At 74.2% G+C, this 17632-nt stretch carries 14 protein-coding genes; 4 read left to right on the forward strand and 10 right to left on the reverse strand.

The features are described from left to right. Positions 1–98: 98 nt before the first annotated feature. Complete coding sequence (locus AC3ET3_RS33990) at positions 99–1259, reverse strand: alkaline phosphatase PhoX (protein ID WP_432139238.1); 1161 nt, start codon at positions 1257–1259, stop codon at positions 99–101. A 237-nt stretch (positions 1260–1496) separates the two neighbouring features. Here AC3ET3_RS33990 and AC3ET3_RS33995 point away from each other — a divergent pair, with 237 nt between their 5' ends. Next, positions 1497–2417, forward strand: a complete 921-nt coding sequence (locus AC3ET3_RS33995; RefSeq protein ID WP_435613535.1) for an oxidoreductase — start codon at positions 1497–1499, stop codon at positions 2415–2417. A gap of 85 nt (positions 2418–2502) precedes the next feature. Here the strand turns inward: AC3ET3_RS33995 and nirD are convergent, their stop codons facing one another. The 6 genes from nirD to AC3ET3_RS34025 form a co-directional block, all read right to left on the reverse strand. Beyond that, positions 2503–2853 (reverse strand): nitrite reductase small subunit NirD, encoded by a 351-nt coding sequence (nirD, locus tag AC3ET3_RS34000; RefSeq protein ID WP_432157875.1) that lies wholly within the window; start codon positions 2851–2853, stop codon positions 2503–2505. Then, positions 2850–5462 (reverse strand): nitrite reductase large subunit NirB, encoded by a 2613-nt coding sequence (gene nirB / locus AC3ET3_RS34005; protein ID WP_435613536.1) that lies wholly within the window; start codon positions 5460–5462, stop codon positions 2850–2852. The genes nirD and nirB overlap by 4 nt, the downstream gene beginning before the upstream one ends. Continuing rightward, positions 5463–6677, reverse strand: coding sequence for an NAD(P)/FAD-dependent oxidoreductase (locus tag AC3ET3_RS34010; RefSeq protein WP_432157874.1), 1215 nt, complete (start codon positions 6675–6677; stop codon positions 5463–5465). Between the two features lie 172 nt (positions 6678–6849). Beyond that, a complete protein-coding gene (locus tag AC3ET3_RS34015) occupies positions 6850–7500 on the reverse strand; it encodes a class F sortase (protein WP_432157873.1) in 651 nt (216 codons plus the stop codon). A gap of 105 nt (positions 7501–7605) precedes the next feature. Then, positions 7606–8127 (reverse strand): hypothetical protein, encoded by a 522-nt coding sequence (locus AC3ET3_RS34020; RefSeq protein ID WP_435613537.1) that lies wholly within the window; start codon positions 8125–8127, stop codon positions 7606–7608. Positions 8128–8329: 202 nt separating this feature from the next. Continuing rightward, positions 8330–8755, reverse strand: a complete 426-nt coding sequence (locus tag AC3ET3_RS34025) for a gamma-glutamylcyclotransferase family protein (RefSeq protein WP_435613538.1) — start codon at positions 8753–8755, stop codon at positions 8330–8332. A gap of 152 nt (positions 8756–8907) precedes the next feature. Here AC3ET3_RS34025 and AC3ET3_RS34030 point away from each other — a divergent pair, with 152 nt between their 5' ends. Then, entirely contained in the window at positions 8908–10563 is a 1656-nt protein-coding gene (locus AC3ET3_RS34030; protein WP_435613539.1) for a M4 family metallopeptidase, read from the forward strand. Between the two features lie 74 nt (positions 10564–10637). Here AC3ET3_RS34030 and AC3ET3_RS34035 read toward each other — a convergent pair whose 3' ends face one another. The 3 genes from AC3ET3_RS34035 to AC3ET3_RS34045 all read right to left on the reverse strand — a co-directional run bounded on the left by AC3ET3_RS34035 (position 10638) and on the right by AC3ET3_RS34045 (position 15279). Further along, complete coding sequence (locus AC3ET3_RS34035) at positions 10638–12053, reverse strand: LVIVD repeat-containing protein (RefSeq protein ID WP_432139229.1); 1416 nt, start codon at positions 12051–12053, stop codon at positions 10638–10640. Between the two features lie 175 nt (positions 12054–12228). After that, positions 12229–14457, reverse strand: a complete 2229-nt coding sequence (locus tag AC3ET3_RS34040; protein WP_435613540.1) for a molybdopterin oxidoreductase family protein — start codon at positions 14455–14457, stop codon at positions 12229–12231. A 135-nt stretch (positions 14458–14592) separates the two neighbouring features. Continuing rightward, on the reverse strand, positions 14593–15279 hold the full coding sequence (locus AC3ET3_RS34045) for a SanA/YdcF family protein (protein ID WP_435613541.1): 687 nt from the start codon (positions 15277–15279) through the stop codon (positions 14593–14595). Between the two features lie 180 nt (positions 15280–15459). On the opposite strand from AC3ET3_RS34045, the gene AC3ET3_RS34050 reads away from it, so the two are divergent. Continuing rightward, the gene (locus tag AC3ET3_RS34050; protein WP_432139226.1) at positions 15460–16353 is read left to right on the forward strand and encodes a sirohydrochlorin chelatase; all 894 of its coding nucleotides are present in this window, start codon (positions 15460–15462) and stop codon (positions 16351–16353) included. Positions 16354–16469: 116 nt separating this feature from the next. Beyond that, on the forward strand, positions 16470–17632 hold a 1163-nt coding region (locus AC3ET3_RS34055; protein ID WP_435613542.1), incomplete at its 3' end, for a deoxyguanosinetriphosphate triphosphohydrolase.

Below are 17632 nucleotides of genomic sequence, written 5' to 3' on the forward strand. Positions count from 1 at the left end.
CGGGGTGCCGCCCTTCCGTGCGAGCGGACGCGCCGCGTCGGCGCCGAGCACGCCCGGTGGCGCTGCCGCGGTGGGTGAGGTGGTCGGCCCTTGCCGGGCTACGAGCGGAACGGACCCGTCACCTCGTACGTGATGCCGCCCGAGGACCTGCCCGTCGTGCCGCGTTGGCTGGAGAAGTACAGGCGGGTGCCGTCGGGGGAGAACGCGGGGCCGGTGATCTCCGAGCCGGACTGGCCGGTCACCCGGAGGAAGGGGGTGACCACCTCGTCCGGGGTGATCAGGCAGATCTCCATGTTGCCGCCGTCCTCCGCGACGTACAGGTCGCCGGAGGTGGACCCGGTGACGTTGTCGACGCCGGTGAGGGGGGCCGTGCCCGAGGTCACCAGGGAGTCGTCGTAGGCCAGGTCGATGGTCTGGGCGGCCGCGTCGTACCGCCAGACCCGGTTGTCGCCCTTGGTCGTGAACCAGCAGGTGCCGTCGGCGTAGTGGCAGCCCTCGCCGCCGTTGAAACGCTTGGCGCCGGGGACCTGGCCGCGGGTGGCGGTCGCACCCGACGGATCGGGGACCTGAGCCCAGCTGACCGGGCCGGAGGTGCCCCCGCCGGCGACCATGACCTCCAGGACACCGGAGGAGAGATCGCCCCAGGTGGTCGGGCGGAAGCGGTAGAAGCAGCCGTCGGGCACGTCCTCCGTCAGGTAGACGACCTGGCGGACGGGGTCCGCTGCCGCGGCCTCGTGCTTGAAGCGGCCCATGGCGTCGCGGCGCACCGCCGGCCGCACGCCCCACGGGTCCGTCTCGTAGACGTAGCCGCGATCCACCTCCTCGCACGACAGCCAGGTGTTCCACGGCGTCCTGCCGCCCGCGCAGTTCTGGCGGGTGCCCGACAGCACCCGGTACGCCGCCGTGACGGCGCCCGTCGACGAGAACCGCACCGCGCTCGCGCCGCCCGACGGGTTGATCTCCGAGTTGGAGACGTAGATCCAGCCGCCCCCGTCGTCGGCGTAGCAGGCGCCGCCGTCGGGGGCGTTGTGCCACTTGTACGACGTCCCCGGGACCGTGCGCCCGGACCGTGCGATCACCCGGCTGGTGAAGCCCGCCGGCAGGCAGACGCCGTTCGCGTCGGGTGAGCCCGGCGCCCCGTAGGGGCCCGCCCCGGGCTGCGCGGGGGCCGCGTACGCGGCGCCCCGCCAGAGGGTTCCGCCGAGGACGGCGGACGAACCGCCGAGCACGGCCGCACGCAGGAGGCTACGACGTTCCACGCTCACTCCCAGAGGGTGTCGTGACCGCCCGCCGCCGGTCGGCGGCGGGATCGTGCGGTGCAGGACCCTAGGGGCGGCGCGTGGCATCGCTGTGTCGTCGCCGTGGCCGCCGGATGCTGCGCAGGTGACAACGGGCGACACCAGGGGACCACGTCCCGGGCCGTCGCGCATCCGCATACACCCACCCGACACCCCCACCCCTACGCTGAGGTGGCAGCAGCGGAGGGAGTGACGGCCATGGGTGGCTGGAGCACGCGGGACATGCCGGATCTGCGCGGCCGGATCGCCGTGGTCACCGGGGCCAACAGCGGGCTCGGGTACATCACCGCCCGGGAACTGGCCCGCAAGGGGGCGCGGGTCGTGCTCGCCTGCCGGAGTGAGGAGCGGGGGAGGGCCGCCGAAGGGCGGATGCGGGGGGAAGTGGCGCACGCGGACATCGAGTTCGCGGCCCTGGACCTCGGTGACCTGCGCTCCGTACGGGAGTTCGCCGCCGGGTTCCCCCACGAGCGGGTCGATCTGCTGGTCAACAACGCCGGGGTCATGGCCGTGCCCCACGGCACCACCGTCGACGGCTTCGAGACGCAGTTCGGGGTCAACCACCTCGGGCACTTCGCCCTCACCGGCCTGCTGCTGCCCCGGATCCTCGCCGCGCCCCGCGCCCGCGTCGTCACCGTGTCCAGCATGATGCACGCCCTGGCAGGCGTGGACCTGCGCGACCCCAACAGCCTGCGCAGCTACCGCCGGTGGACGGCCTACGCCCGGTCCAAGAGCGCCAACCTGCTCTTCACCCACGAGTTCGCCCGGCGTCTCGCCGCCTCCGGCTCAGACGTCGTCGCGGCCGCCGCCCACCCCGGGTACGCCGCCACCGGGCTCACCGACGGTGTGGGCGGCACGCCCACCCGGCGGCTGCTGGAGCTGTCCGACCGCGTCATCGCCCAGTCGGCCGAGTCGGGCGCCCTGCCCACGCTCCACGCGGCCACGGCCCCCGGCGTACGGCCCGACTCCTTCACCGGGCCGGCCCTCGCGATGTGGCGCGGGGCGCCCGCGCGGTCATGGCGGGCGCCCTGGACGGTCGGGGACGAGGCGGGCCAGCGGCTCTGGGAGATCTCCGAGCGGCTGACCGGTGTCACCTACGAGACGCTGAAGCGGATCCCCTGAGTCCCCGGCCGGGGACTCAGGGGCCGCACCCCCACGTCAAGCGCCGCGCACCCCCCCCCACATCAGGCGCCGCGCACCCCCCGCATCAGGCGCTGCGCACCTCGTAAGTCGCCACCCGCACCGACTCGTCGTCCAGGCACCGCCCGTCGACGAGGTCGAAGCGCTGCTTGAGCAGGGGGGAGGCGACGAACGGCCGGCCCTGGTGGGTGCCGGTGAGGCCGCGGGACAGGACGGCCGCGCCGACGAACGGGTCCCGGTTGTCGATGGCGTACAGCTCGCCCGCGCGGTCGCGGAAGAGCGCCGCCTGGCGGCCGTCGGGCAGCAGGGCGGCCACGCCCCGGCCGGGCAGCAGCCGGTGCAGGTCGCAGACCGTCAGCCAGTCGTCGTCGAGCTTGAGCTGGACCTTCAGGTCGGTCGTCTCGGGTGCCAGGGTCATCGCGTGGCGCTTCCTTCCAGGATGTCTTCGGCGGGGCGGATGCCGATGGACAGCAGGGGCAGGTCGGGCTTCATCTGGTCCCGCTCGGGCACGAAGGCCACGACCGGGTCGGGGGTGTCGGGGGCGTTGACGAAGGACACGAACCGGGCCAGCTTCTGCGGGTCGTTGATGGTCTCCGCCCACTCGTCGCGGTAGGCCGAGACGTGCGCCGCCATCAGCGACTCCAGCTCCTCGCAGATGCCGAGGGAGTCCTCCACCACGACGTCCCGTACGTGGTCCAGGCCCCCGGGGATCCGCTCCAGCCAGGTCGACGTGCGCTCCAGGCGGTCGGCGGTGCGGATGTAGAACATCAGGAAGCGGTCGATGAGCCGGATCAGCTCGGCGTCACTCAGATCCTGCGCGAGCAGGTCCGCGTGGCGCGGGGTCGCGCCGCCGTTGCCGCCGACGTACAGGTTCCAGCCGTTGGAGGTGGCGATGACGCCGAAGTCCTTCGACTGGGCCTCCGCGCACTCGCGGGCGCAGCCGGACACCGCCGACTTCAGCTTGTGGGGGGAGCGCAGGCCCCGGTAGCGCAGCTCCAGGTCGATCGCCATGCGGACGGAGTCCTGGACGCCGTAGCGGCACCAGGTCTGGCCGACGCAGGACTTCACGGTGCGCAGGGCCTTGCCGTAGGCGTGCCCCGACTCGAAGCCGGCGTCCACCAACCTGGCCCAGATGATCGGCAGTTGCTCGACGCGCGCACCGAACATGTCGATCCGCTGACCGCCGGTGATCTTGGTGTAGAGGCCGAAGTCGCGGGCGATCTCACCGATCACGATCAGCTTCTCGGGGGTGATCTCCCCACCCGGGATACGGGGGACGACGGAGTACGAGCCGTTCTTCTGGATGTTGGCCAGGAAGTGGTCGTTGCTGTCCTGCAGGGCGGCCTGCTCGCCGTCCAGGACGTAGCCGCTCGCGCCGATCGAGGGGGCGAGGGAGGCGATGATCGAGCCCACCGCCGGCTTGCAGACCTCGCAGCCGTCGCCGCCGCGGGCGCCGTCGCGGCCGTAGCGGTCCAGCAGGTCCTGGTAGGTGTTGACGCGCAGGGCGAGGACGATCTCGTACAGCTCCTCGCGGGTCTGCGAGAAGCAGCCGCACAGGCCCTTGTCGACCTCGATGCCGCCGGCCTCCAGCTCCGCGGTGACCAGCTGGCCCAGCACCTTGACGCAACTGCCGCATCCGGTACCGGCCTTGGTGCACTTCTTCACCTCGGGCACGCTGGTGCAGGAGTGCTCCGTCACCGCCGACCGGATGGTGCCCTTGGTGACGTTGTGGCAGGAGCAGATCACCGCGTCGTCGGGCAGCGCCGACGGGCCGAGCTGGGCGCCGCCGCCCGCCGCGCCCTCCGGCAGCACCAGCGACTCGGGAGCGACCGGCGGTACCGAACCGGTCAGCGCGCGCAGCGTGCCGTAGGCCTCCGCGTCACCGACGAGGATGCCGCCGAGCAGCGTGCCGTCGCGGCCGATGACCAGCTTCTTGTACAGGCCGGCGCGGGAGTCGGAGTAGACGACGTCCAGGCAGTCCCCGGTGGTGCCGTGCGCGTCGCCGAAGGACGCCACGTCCACGCCGAGCAGCTTCAGCTTGGTGGACAGGTCGGCGCCGGTGAAGGCCGCCTCGTCGGCCGCGATGGTGGCGGCCGCCGTCTCCGCCTGCTCGTAGCCCGGCGCGACCAGGCCGTACACCCGGCCGTCGGCGGCCAGCGCGCACTCGCCGATGGCGAAGACGTGCGGGTCGGCGACCGTGCGGCACTGCTCGTCGACGTTGATGCCGCCGCGCTCGCCGACGGTGAGGCCGCAGTCGCGGGCCAGCTGGTCGCGGGGGCGGACACCGGCGGAGAAGATCACCATGTCGGTGGCGATCTCGGAGCCGTCGGAGAGCTTCATGCCGGTGACGGCGCCGGAGGCGTCGGCGACGATCTCCTGGGTGCCGGTCCCGGTGTGGACGCTCAGGCCCATGTCCTGGATGGTGCGCAGCAGCGCCGCGCCACCGCCGTCGTCGACCTGCACCGGCATCAGCCGGGGCGCGAACTCCACGATGTGCGTCTCGACGCCGAGACCCTTGAGCGCGCCGGCCGCCTCCAGGCCGAGCAGCCCGCCGCCGACGACCGCGCCCACCCGGGCGGTGCCCTTCGCGTACTCCTCGATCGCCAGCAGGTCCTCGATGGTGCGGTACACGAAGCAGCCGGTGGCGTCCTTGCCGGGGACCGGCGGCACGAACGGGTAGGAGCCGGTGGCCAGCACCAGGACGTCGTAGCCGACGACCAGCCCGGAGCGGGCGGTGACCTTCCGCGCCTCGCGGTCGACGGTGACGGCCGGGTCGCCGACGTGCAGCTCGATGCCGTGGTCGGCGATGAACTCCATGTCGGTGACGGAGAGGTCCTCGGGGGTCTTCCCCGAGAAGTACGAGGTGAGCTGGACCCGGTCGTACGCCGGACGCGGCTCCTCGCACAGCACGACCACGCGGTGCGTGGCGGTCAGGCCGCGCTCGGCGAGCGCCTCCAGGAAGCGCTGGCCGACCATGCCGTGGCCGACGAGCACGATCGTGGGGGTGGCCCCCAGGGTGGCGGTCATTCAGGAGCCTCCATCGTTGGTGAGCAGGTGGAGCAGGGGGCCGTCGTCGGGGAGCGGCTCTGCTCCCTCCCAGGCGCGGGCGAGCGCGCCGACGGTGCCGAGTTCGCCGACGAGTACTCCGCCGACCAGGCGGTCGTCGCGGACGACGACCTTGCGGTAGGTGCCGCGGGTGGCGTCGGTGAGCTGCACGACGTCGTCGCCGGGCCGGGGTACGGTCTCGCCGAACGCGGCGAGGTCGAAGGGGGAGTCCTGCCCGGTGAGGGTCAGCCGGGTCAGGGCGCGGGTGCCGCGGTAGCGGGCGCCGGAGTCGCCCGTGAGCAGCCCGGCGAGCGCGTCGGCCTGTTCCAGGGCGGGGGCGGCGAGCCCGTAGACCTCGCCGTCGTGCTGGGCGCAGTCGCCGATGGCGAAGACGTGCGGGTCGGACGTGCGCAGCCGGTCGTCGACCAGGACGCCCTTGCCGACGGCGAGGCCCGCGTCCTTGGCGAGGCCGACGCGCGGGTGGACCCCGCAGGCCAGCACCACCAGGTCGGCGTCGAGGGCGTAGCCGTCGGCCATCTCCACGGAGCGGACGGCGCCGCCGACGCAGCGCACGTCACGGACCCGGCACTCGGTGTGCACCTCCACGCCGAGGTCCTTGAGATGGCGCAGGACGAGGCGCGAGGCGTTCGGGTCGAGCTGGCGTTCCATCAGCCGCTCGGACTGCTGGGCGAGGACGACCTGGGCGCCGCGCAGGGCGAGCGCGCGGGCGGCGGACACCCCGAGCAGGCCGCCGCCGATGACGACCGCGCGCACCCCCGGCCGGACCGCCTTGGACAGGCCGAGGCAGTCGTCCATGGTCCGGAACGCGTGCACGCCCTCCGGGAGTTCGTGGTCGGGGGTGAACAGACCGCGCAGCGGCGGGAGCACCGGGTTGGAGCCGGTGGCCAGCACCAGCGCTTCGTATGCGATCTCCGTGCCGTCCGCGCAGGCCACGGTGCGGCGGGCGCGGTCGATGCCGGTGACCCGTGCCCGCACCAGCCCGTCCGGCGCGGGCAGGGCGATCACGTCGGGCGCGTACCGGCCGGCCAGCACCTCGGCGAGCAGCACCCGGTTGTAGGGGCGGTGCTCCTCCTCGCCGACGAGCAGCGCGGGCGTGCCCAGCTCGCCGAGTCGGCGGGCGAGCCGTACGCCCGCGAGGCCGGCGCCGATCACCACCACACGCGTTTTCGAGGTCATGCCGTCGAGCGTGCGGTGCCGACGTTACCCGGTGGCATCACCACTGTTTCCCCGGAGGAACGCTGCCCTCAGCGGGGGTGGGGGCGGCATGTGAGGTGGTGGCGGGGCCGGCGGATCCCGCCACCACGGCGAGGACGTCCGGGTGCTCCTCGTACGGTGGGGCCGAGCCGCCTCACCGGACGCCGGTGAGGTGGGCGAAGACGACCACGTTGCTCTGGTAGCCGGTGGCGCGCGAGTAGGTCCCGCCGCAGGTGATCACGCGCAGTTCGGGCCGGGGGGCCGCGCCGTACACCGTCTCGTCGGGGAAGGCGGACGCCCGGTAGACCTCGACCGCGTCGACCGTGAACACGGCCGTGGTCCCGTCCCGCCGGTCGACCTCGATCGCGGCGCCCTTCTTCAGCGCGCCCAGGGAGAAGAACACCGCCGGTCCGTCGGCGTTGTCGACGTGCCCCGCGACGATGGCGGTGCCGGTCTCCCCGGGGCTGGTGCCCGCCTCGTACCAGCCGGCGAGGTTCTTCTTCCGCGCCGGGGGTACCTCCAGCGTGCCGGTTGGCGTCAGCCCCAGCCCGGTCAGCGGGGCGTCGACCCGGATCGAGGCGATGCGGATCCGTTCGGGCACGGAGGGCGCGAGCCCGCGCGCGGACGCGGACCGGGGTCCGCCCGGTCCGCCCGGCCCGGACGGTCCGCCCGGCCCGGTGCCGGCCTCCGCCGCCGTCGGCTGGGGCGGGGCGTGGGTGGCGGTGCCGTTGTGCAGGAGCCAGCCGCCCGCGCACAGGGCGGTGAGCGTGACGGTGGCGGCGACGGTGTTGCCGAGCCTGCGCATACCAGCCTCCTGAGGGCCCGGTTCCCCCTCCGGGCCGCGAGGGGCGTCGGACCCGGAGGGGGAGGGGACATGCGGTACCGGCGGACGGGCAGCGGAGGGTGCCCGTCAGATCCCGTCGCCTCTCGCCCGGCGATGCAGGAGCCAGGTACCGCCCGCGGCGGCGACGGCGAGCGCCGCCACACCGGCCGCGGTCTGCACGGGGTCGGGACCCAGAGCGCCGCCGACCCCCGTCTTCACACTCCCCCTGGGATGCACCTGCCGGCGCGACGGAACCAGGGTCACGATGAGGTCGCCGGTGACCCGCCGCCCGCTCGCGGCGCAGGTCGCGACGATCTCGTAGGTCCCCGGCTGGGCGCCCGGCGGCACCGTGAACTGCCCGATCGCGTCGTCCTCGTGGGTGGTCGGCGCCAGTGAGAACCGGCCCGCGCCGACCGCGCCGGCCTCACCCGCCGCCGTACCGCCCTCGCCGCAGGCATCGGTGTTCACCGTGACCTGGCCGCCCGGTACGGCCATGGACGGGTACACCTCCAGCCCGCCCGGGTCCCCGGCGTGCGCGGGCGCGACGGCACCGCTCAGCGCGGTGACGGCGAACGCGGTGCCGGTCAACAGCCGGACGGTACGTCGCATCGGTGCTCCTCGTGAGCTCATCGGTGGTCCCTGCTCTTCACGAGGTAAGAGGCAGCATGCCGGGCGCGCTTCCTGAGGGGCAGTCAGAAAGGGGATGAACGGGTGGTGGCCCGCCGCCGTACCGAACGGTGTTTCGGCAGGTCAGGTCCGCCGCGGGCTGGTGTCGTGGAAAGCCGGAGCGGGGGCGGGTGAACGGGTGACCTCAGGGCCGCCGCGCCCGCCAGTCCCCGCCCTCGACGAGCCTGCCGCCCGCCCGCAGCCGCGCGGTCACGGCGGGGGCGGCCAGGTACACCCAGGCGTGCACGGGGGCGCCGTCGGTCGCGCGGACCACGTCCCGCGCGACCCGCTCGTAGAGGTTGTGCGGGTCGCCCGGCCGGAACTCCTCCAGCCGGTCCAGCTCGGCGAGCAGCCCCGCGTACGCCTCCGGCCGCGCGGTGACCAGTTCGCCGGTCACCCGGCCGCCGGGCTCCGGCACGGCGTACGGGTAGCCGGGGCCGTGGTGCAGGACCGCCCCGCCGAGCAGCGCGGGTTCCTCGCGGAGGATGCGGCCGCGCAGGAAGCGGTCGTGGTTGGCCTCGCCGGGGCGCAGGGTGCCGTAGACGAAGAAGGGCAGGGGCCGGGCGTTCACGGAAACGATTCTCTCCGGTCGGCGCGTCCTCACACTCCCGTGGAATCCCTCACCGATGCGCTATGGACATGACATGTCATGTCTCCTTAAATCTTCGAGGACATCCGCGCCATCCACCCCCACGCGCCCATGGCGCCTCCCCGAGGAGTCCGATGAGCCAGAAGAAGCGGATACGGCAGCACGTCCGAGGTTCCCGTCTCGCCACCGCCGGCATCGCCGCCACCGCGGCGACCCTGCTGGCCGCCGCCCTCTCGCCCACCGCCGCCGCCACCCCCCGGCCCACCAGGGCCGACGCGCTCGCCCACGCCGCGTCGGCCGTCGCCGACCACGCGGCGGGCCTGGGACTGACCACGGCCCAGGGCACCGCCGTCCGGGACGTCATCGTCGACGAGGACGGCACCCAGCACGTCCGCTACGACCGCACCTACCGCGAACTGCCCGTCCTCGGCGGCGACTTCGTCGTCCACCTGGCCCCCGACGGCGACTACCGGGGCGCCGACCGGGCCACCCGCGCCACCCTCGCGCTGCCCACCGTCACCCCGAAGGTGCCCGCGTCCAGAGCCGCCGGCCTCGCCGTCGACGCCCTGCGCACCGCCCACCGCGACCAGCCGCTGCGGCAGGCCGAGGCCAGACCCCGGCTGGTCGTCGACGCCCTGCACGGCACCCCCAGGCTGGCCTGGCGCACCGACGCCGTCGGCCTGGACTCCCTCGGCAACCCGGTCGCCCGCACCGTCCTCACCGACGCGCGCACCGGCGCCCGGATCGACGCCTGGGACAGCATCCACACGGCCGGCGGCGACGGACGGTCCCTCTACAGCGGCACGGTCCCGCTGCAGACCAGCCAGTCCGGCTCGGCGTACCAGCTGACGGACCCGACCCGCGGCAACACCTACACCGGCGACGCGGCCAACAAGACCGACCTGTGCATCTTCGGCATCTGCTTCGTGCGCGCGCCCTCGACGGTCTTCTCCGACACCGACAACCACTGGGGCTCCGGGACCACCGCCGACCGCTCCACGGCCGCCGTCGACGCCCAGTACGGCACCAACGCGACCTGGGACTACTACAAGAGCGTCCACGGCCGCACCGGCATCGGCGGGGACGGCAAGGGCTCGTACAACCGCGTCCACTACGGCAACGCGTACAACAACGCCTTCTGGGACGACAGCTGCTTCTGCATGACGTACGGCGACGGCGACGGCAGCACCTTCGGCCCGCTGGTGTCGCTGGACGTGGCCGGCCACGAGATGAGCCACGGCGTGACGTCCAAGACGGCCGCGCTGACCTACTCCGGCGAGTCCGGCGGCCTCAACGAGGCCACGTCGGACATCTTCGGCACGCTGGTGGAGTTCCACGCCGCCAACGCCTCCGACACCGGTGACTACCTCATCGGCGAGGAGATCGTCCGGCCGGGCTTCGGCCGGGACGCCCTGCGCTACATGGACAAGCCCAGCAAGGACGGCAACTCTGCCGACTACTGGAGCAGTTCGGTCGGCAACCTCGACGTCCACTACTCCTCCGGGGTCGCCAACCACTTCGCCTACCTCCTGGCGGAGGGCAGCGGCCGCAAGGTCGTGGGCGGCGTCACCTACGACTCCCCGACCTACGACGGCTCCACGGTCACGGGCATCGGCCGGGACAAACTCGGCGCGATCTGGTACCGGGCGCTGACCGTCTACATGACGTCGTCGACCAAGTACGCGGGCGCCCGGACGGCGACCCTGAACGCGGCGCGCGACCTCTACGGCGCGGGCAGCACCGAGTACGACGCGGTGGCCGCGGCCTGGAGCGCGGTGAACGTGCGCTGAGCGGCCGGGCCCCGGCCCGACGCGGCCGCCCCGGCGACAGAATCCGCCGGGGCGGCCGTGCGGGCGGAGGGAACTCAGGCGGGCGCGTCCGGCCAGGGGCCGCAGATCTCGCCCTCCCGCGCCGGGTCGGTGAGCCGGGGGAGGGGACAGGCGTAGATCATCCGCTTGCCCGGGTGCTCGGTCACCGTCCACAGCTCTCCCGGGCCCTGCTCGGGGCCGGGCCAGTGCGAGAGGTCCTCCACGCCCACCGCAGCCCGGTGGACGCTCTCGATCTCCAGCACCCCGGTGGGGGCGGTCGTCGGCTTCGTCACGTACAGGACGCCGTTGCTCCGGTCGCCCCGGCTGCGGCTCAGGTACCACCTGCCGTCGTAGGACACGGCGCCCTGCACGTTGCTCTGCGGCAGCCGGTACACGGCGTCGGCCTGCCAGTCGCCGTCGGCGGTCAGCCGGGGCGCGCCGGTGGCACCGTCCAGCGGCCAGCGTGCCACCCGTCCCATGCGGTCGGGGTCCTTGACCCCGTCGCCGTCGGGGTCGGCGTCCGCGCCGGAGCAGTACTCCCCGGTCGTCAGATGGTCCAGGCCGCTGCGGTCGAGGCCCACGTAGGAGAAGCTGGGCCCGCCACCGTCGACGCACTTGGTCCGGCCCACCGTACTGATCCAGGCACCGACCTGCGGCATCACGAAGCGGTACCCGTGCCCGTAGTAGACGCCGCTGTGCCGGCCGATCCGGTACTTGTCGCCGGTGTCCCCGTTCGCGGCCTCGCCCAGGTCGAAGATGTACCGCAGGTCGAAGACCCGCAGCCCCCGGTCGGTGTCCGCGACGTAGAGGTAGTTGCCGTACCAGGCCATCCCGCCGCAGTGCAGCGAGGGCCGGTCGGAGTACTGCGTGGTCCGCAGGCTCATGTAGGTCGGGTTGCCGTAGCTGTTGACGTACGGGTAGGCGAGCAGCACATGCCGGTACCGCAGGGTGTCCGGGTCGAGGAAGGTGACCCGGCAGCCCTTGGTCTCGTCGGCGTCGCCGCCGGACTGGCCGCCCTCGGAGGGCGCTTTGTCGTACCAGCTGACGAGGACGGCCCGCTTGGTCCCCCACAACTGGTCGGCCTGCGCGTCGGCCACGGTGGTCACGCCCTGCGGCATCCACTCGACCACCCCGCCGACGGTGCCGCTGTCCGGCCCGTCGAAGCAGTAACTGGTCCCGTGCAACGGGAGGTTGCCGGCCGCTTCGGCGTCGCAGGCCACGCCGTCCGCGTTCCGCACCGCCGTGCGGTTGGCCGTGTCCAGGATGTTCCGCACGTCGAGCGTGGGCAGTTCGGCGCCCAGCCGCCGCACCCGGGCCGACAGTTCGACCGTATTGTCGGCGGGCCGCAGCCGGTGGTCGCTGAGACTGGGCGAGTTCACGGCGGCCTGCGCGGGGACCTGCCCGCCGAACGCCGCCAAGGTGGCGGTCAGCGCGGCCAACAGCGCCTTCCGCAGCCTGGACTTCGGTATCACGTGGTCGACTCTCTCTCCCGGCCGTCAGGAGCCCACAGTGTAGGGAGGCCCGCGCGAGGTGATCCGCTCGGCTCCGACTACGCCGCCGCACGGCCGGGTTCGCGCCGCGCGTGCCCGCGGCCGGGCCCGCCGGGGCCCCGGCTCCGAGCCGGGCCCGTACCGGGAGTCCGGCGCCCTACGCCCGTTCCAGACGCACGGCGCACACCTTGAACTCCGGCATCCGGGACGTCGGGTCCAGGGCCGGGTTGGTGAGGGTGTTGGCGCGGCCGGCGCCGGGCCAGTGGAAGGGCATGAAGACCGTGTCCGGGCGGATGTGCGGGGTGATGCGGGCGGGGGCGACCGCGCGGCCCCGGCGGGAGACCACCGCGACCGGGTCGCCCTCGGCCGTGCCGAGCCGCGCCGCGAGGCGCGGGTGCAGCTCCACGAAGGAGTTCGGCGCCGCCGCGTTGAGCTCGTCGACGCGGCGGGTCTGCGCGCCGGACTGGTACTGGGCGACCACCCGCCCGGTGGTCAGCAGCACCGGGTACTCGTCGTCCGGCTCCTCGGCGGCCGCCCGGTGCGTCACCGGCACGAACCGGGCCCGGCCGTCCGGCGTGGCGAACCCGTCGAGGAACAGCCGGGGCGTCCCCGGATGCGGATGCGCCCCGGCGCCGCCGTCGCCGTCCCGCGCGGGGTCGTCGGCGCCGGGGGCGTCCAGTGAGGCGTCCTCACCGAGACCGGCGCCGGCGTCCGGCGAGCCCCCCTCCTCCCGGCCGGCCCCGGGCGCGTCGAGCGCGCCGCCCTCGCCCGGCTCGGCGCCGCCCGGGCACGGCCAGAACACCCCGTTCTCCTCGGCCAGCCGCCGGTAGGTGATGCCCGAGTAGTCGGCGGGGCCGCCCGCGCTGGCCCGGCGCAGCTCCTCGAAGACCTCCTCCGGGTCGGTCGGGAACCCCTTCTCCACGCCCAGCCGGGCGGCGATCCCGTGCATGACCTCCAGATCGCTGCGGACGCCGTCGGGCGGGGTGAGCGCCCGGCGGCGCAGCAGCACCCTGCCCTCCAGGTTGGTGGTGGTGCCGGTCTCCTCGGCCCACTGGGTGACCGGCAGCACGACGTCCGCGAGCGCCGCCGTCTCCGACAGCACCACATCGCACACCGCGAGGAACTCCAGCGACCTCAGCCGCTCCTCGACGTGCGCGGCGCGCGGCGCCGACACCACCGGGTTGGACCCCATCAGCAGCAGCGAACGGATGTCGCCCCCCAACGCGTCCAGCAGCTCGTACGCGCTGCGCCCGGGCCCGGGCAGCGAGTCCGGGTCGACACCCCACACCCCGGCGACGTGCGCCCGCGCCGCCGGGTCGTCCAGCTTGCGGTATCCGGGCAACTGGTCGGCCTTCTGCCCGTGTTCCCGGCCGCCCTGCCCGTTGCCCTGCCCGGTCAGGCAGCCGTACCCGGACAGCGGGCGGCCCGCCCGGCCGGTCGCCAGGCACAGGTTGATCCACGCGCCGACCGTGTCGGTGCCCTTGGACTGCTGCTCGGGCCCGCGCGCGGTGAGCACCATCGCGTGCTCCGGCTCGCAGAACAGCCGTACCGCCTCGCGCAGTCGCGGCACCGGTACGCCGGTGATCCGCTCCACGTACTCCGGCCAGTGCGCCATCGCGGCGGCTCGCGCCTCCTCCCAGCCGCTGGTGCGCCGCTGGATGTACTCCTCGTCCGTCCGGCCCTCCGCGACCACCAGGTGCAGCAGGCCCAGGGCGAGCGCCAGATCGGTGCCCGGGCGCGGGGCCAGGTGCAGGTCGGCCTGCTCGGCGGTGCGGGTGCGGCGCGGATCGACGACGATGAGCGTGCCGCCGTTCGCCCGCAGTTCGGTGAAGTAGCGCAGCGCGGGCGGCATGGTCTCGGCCGGGTTGGAGCCGACGAGGATCACACAGCCGGTCCGGGGGATGTCCTCCAGCGGGAAGGGCAGCCCGCGGTCCAGCCCGAACGCCTTGATGCCGGCGGCAGCCGCGGACGACATGCAGAAGCGGCCGTTGTAGTCGATCTGCGAGGTGCCGAGCACGACCCGGGCGAACTTGCCGAGCGCGTACGCCTTCTCGTTGGTCAGGCCGCCCCCGCCGAACACCCCCAGCGCGTCCGCCCCGTGCTCCGCGCGGATCCGCGTCAGCTCCCCGGTGATCCGGTCCAGCGCCTCGTCCCAGGTGGCCGGCGCCAGCGTGCCGTCGCCGGCACGCACCAGCGGGGAGGTCAGCCGCACCCGGGACGAGAGCACCTGCGGTGCCGTACGGCCCTTGCCGCACAGCGCGCCCCGGTTCACCGGGAAGTCGGTGCGGTCGCGCACCTCGACGCCCCCCTGCTGCGCGGGCGTGAGATTCATTCCGCACTGCAGGGCGCAGTACGGGCAGTGGGTGGGCGTCGAGGTGCTCTGCATGCGGTCCAGCGTGCGTCGGCCGTGTTACACGGCGTGCGGTGTCCTGTTACGTCGGTGTGGTGGTGACCTCCCCGGCGCCCCGGCACCGCCGTGAGGCACGGCCGGCCCCCACCCGCCGGCGCGCCCGCCGGGCGGTCACCCGGCCGAGGACAGCGCCCGGCGCACCCCCGGTTCCCGGGGGCCGAGGAAACGGGGGTCCGGTTCGAAGACCGCGTCCAGCGCCGCCTTGCCCGCCGCGAACAGTTCCCGGGTGCCGCCGTAGTACCAGGTGGCGTCGTGCCTCTCGTCGACCCCGACGCCGTACGCGGTGATCCCGGCCGCCCGGCACAGCGCCACCGCCCGCCGGATGTGGAAGCCCTGGCTGATCAGCACCGCCTCGTCCACCCCGAAGATCTTCTTCGCCCTGACGCACGAGTCCCAGGTGTCGAAGCCGGCGTAGTCGCTGACGATCCGCCCGTCCGGCACGCCGTGCCGGGTCAGGTAGGCGCGCATGGCGTCGGGTTCGTCGTAGTCCTCCCGGCTGTTGTCCCCGGTGACGAGCACCACCCGGACCCGTCCCTCCCGGTACAGCGTCGCCGCCGCGTCCAGCCGGTGCGCGAGATACGGCGACGGCTCGCCGTTCCACAGTCCCGCGCCGAACACCACGGCGACGTCCGTGCGCGGCGCGGTCCGCGTCGGCACCAGCCGGTCGGCGGTCGTCAGGCGCAGCCAGGTCGCCGGCAGCAGCCCCAGCGCACACCCGGCCATCACCGCCCGCACCAGCCGCCGACGGCCCGCGCGGGTACGCGGCAGCCGCGGTCTGCTCAGCCTGGGTCGGGGCATCGCGCGCGTCCTCCTCGTGACGGGTTCCGCACGGAGAGGACGCCCCGGGCGATCATCCGGTTCGGCCCATGGCGCGGCTCACCCGGCCTCACACCGCCCGGCACCGGTCCGTGAAGCCGTGGAAAACACCCGTCACGGTGAGGCAACCGGGGCGCAACCTCGGTCGGCGAGGATCGTTCCATGACGGCGTCGAACCCTTCCCGCGACGAGTCCCGCCCCCGCCCCGGCGCCCGCCCGGCCGACGACCACCTCGACAGTACGGCGCACCTCATGAACCGGATCACCCACCAGCTCACCCGTCAGCTCGGCCTCGTCGCCCTCGACGGCCGCCGCCGCCCGGCTCCGCCCGCGCTCGTCCTCGTCGGCCACGGCAGCCGCGACCCGAGGGCCCTGCGCACCGTCCGCGCGCTGCTGGACCGGGTACGCGCCCGGCGCCCCGGACTGCCGGTCCACCTCGGGCACATCGAGCTCAACGAGCCGCTGCTGACCGACACCCTCGCCGCCCTGGACGCCGCCGGCACCCCGGACGCGGTCCTGGTGCCGCTGCTGCTGGGCCGGGGCTACCACGTCAAGCGGGACATCCCGGAGATGGCGGCCACGGCCCGGGTCCGCACGCGCGTGGCGGCCCCGCTCGGCCCGCACCCCCTCCTGGTCGACACCCTGTGCACCCGTCTGACGGAGGCCGGCTGGCGCCCACCGGCGAGCGACGCCGAGCGCCGCGAAACCGCGGTGATCCTCGCCGCGGCAGGCTCCCGCGACCCCGACAACGCCGCCGACACCCACCGCACCGCCCAGCTCCTCGCCGACCGCCTGGGCGTCCCGGTCCTGCCGGCCTACGCCTCCGCCGCCACCCCGACCGTTTCCGAGGCCCTCGGCCTCCTGGCCGCACGGGGCCGCCACCGAGTCGCCGTCGCGTCGTACTTCACGGCCCCCGGCCGCTTCGCCACCCAGTGCGCGGACCGCGCCCCCTGGCTGGCCTCGGCCCCCCTGGGAGCCGACGGGCAGCTGGCCGACCTGGTCCTGCACCGGTACGACCAGGCCCTGCCGGCGGGGGCGGACTGCCACGCCGCCTGACCCCAGCCCCGACCCACGTGCCGGCGCGGGCACCACGAACGCCGGCACCCCGCGAGAGCACCGCACCCGGCGGACGACTGGGCGCGTTTGTCAGCGCCGCCCCGTACTGTCGAGTCATGGCAGGCACCCCCTATGACGAGACGGCCACCGAACGCTACGCCCCGGAACCCGACAAACGCCCCGGCCGCACCGCCTTCCAGCGCGACCGCGCCCGAGTCCTGCACTCCTCCGCCCTGAGGAGACTCGCCGGCAAGACCCAGGTCGTCACGCCGGGCCAGCTCGGCCGGGCGTGGGACGCCAGCCCCCGCACCCGCCTCACCCACTCCTTGGAGTGCGCCCAGGTCGGCCGGGAACTCGGTGCGGCCCTAGGCTGCGACCCCGACCTGGTGGAGGCCGCCTGCCTCTCACACGACCTCGGCCACCCCCCGTTCGGCCACAACGGCGAACAGGCGCTCAACGACTTCGCCGAGGACTGCGGCGGCTTCGAGGGCAACGCCCAGTCGCTGCGCCTGCTCACCCGCATCGAACCCAAGCGCTTCACCGAAGAGGGCTCCGTCGGCCTCAACCTCACCCGTGCCACCCTCGACGCCGCCACCAAGTACCCCTGGCCGCGCGGCGCCCACCCCACCGCCCCGGCGTCCCCCAAGTTCGGCGTCTACGAGGACGACCGCCCGGTCTTCGACTGGGTGCGCAAAGAGGCCCCCGGCACCCGCACCTGCTTCGAGGCCCAGGTCATGGACTGGGCCGACGACGTGGCCTACTCCGTGCACGACGTGGAGGACGGCCTGCACGCCGGCCACATCGACCCCAACTGCCTGCACGCCGAGCCGGAGCGCCGGGAGATCTTCGCGGTCGCCGTCGCCCGCTACGCCCCCGCCGGCACCGACCCCGCCGAACTCGCCGCCGCCCTGGACCGCCTCCAGGACCAGCAGTGGTGGCCGCACGGCTACGACGGCACGGCGGTCGCCCAGGCCCGCCTGAAGGACGCCACCAGCCAGCTCATCGGCCGGTTCTGCCTCGCCGCCGAGGGCGCCACCCGACAGCGCTGGGGGCACCGCCCGGGCCGTGCGGGCACGCAGGGGGCCGGCGGACGCCTCACCCGGTACACCGCCGAACTGGTCGTGCCGCGCGAGACCCGGCTGGAGTGCGCCGTCCTCAAGGCGGTCGCCGACCTGTACGTCATGCAGCGCGCCGAACAGGAGCGGCTGCGCGCCGACCAGCGCGTCGTCATCACCGAACTGGGGTGGGGGGTCCCCGCCCGCGCCCCCAAAAGAATCAA

It is taken from the genome of Streptomyces sp. bgisy159 (assembly GCF_057707805.1).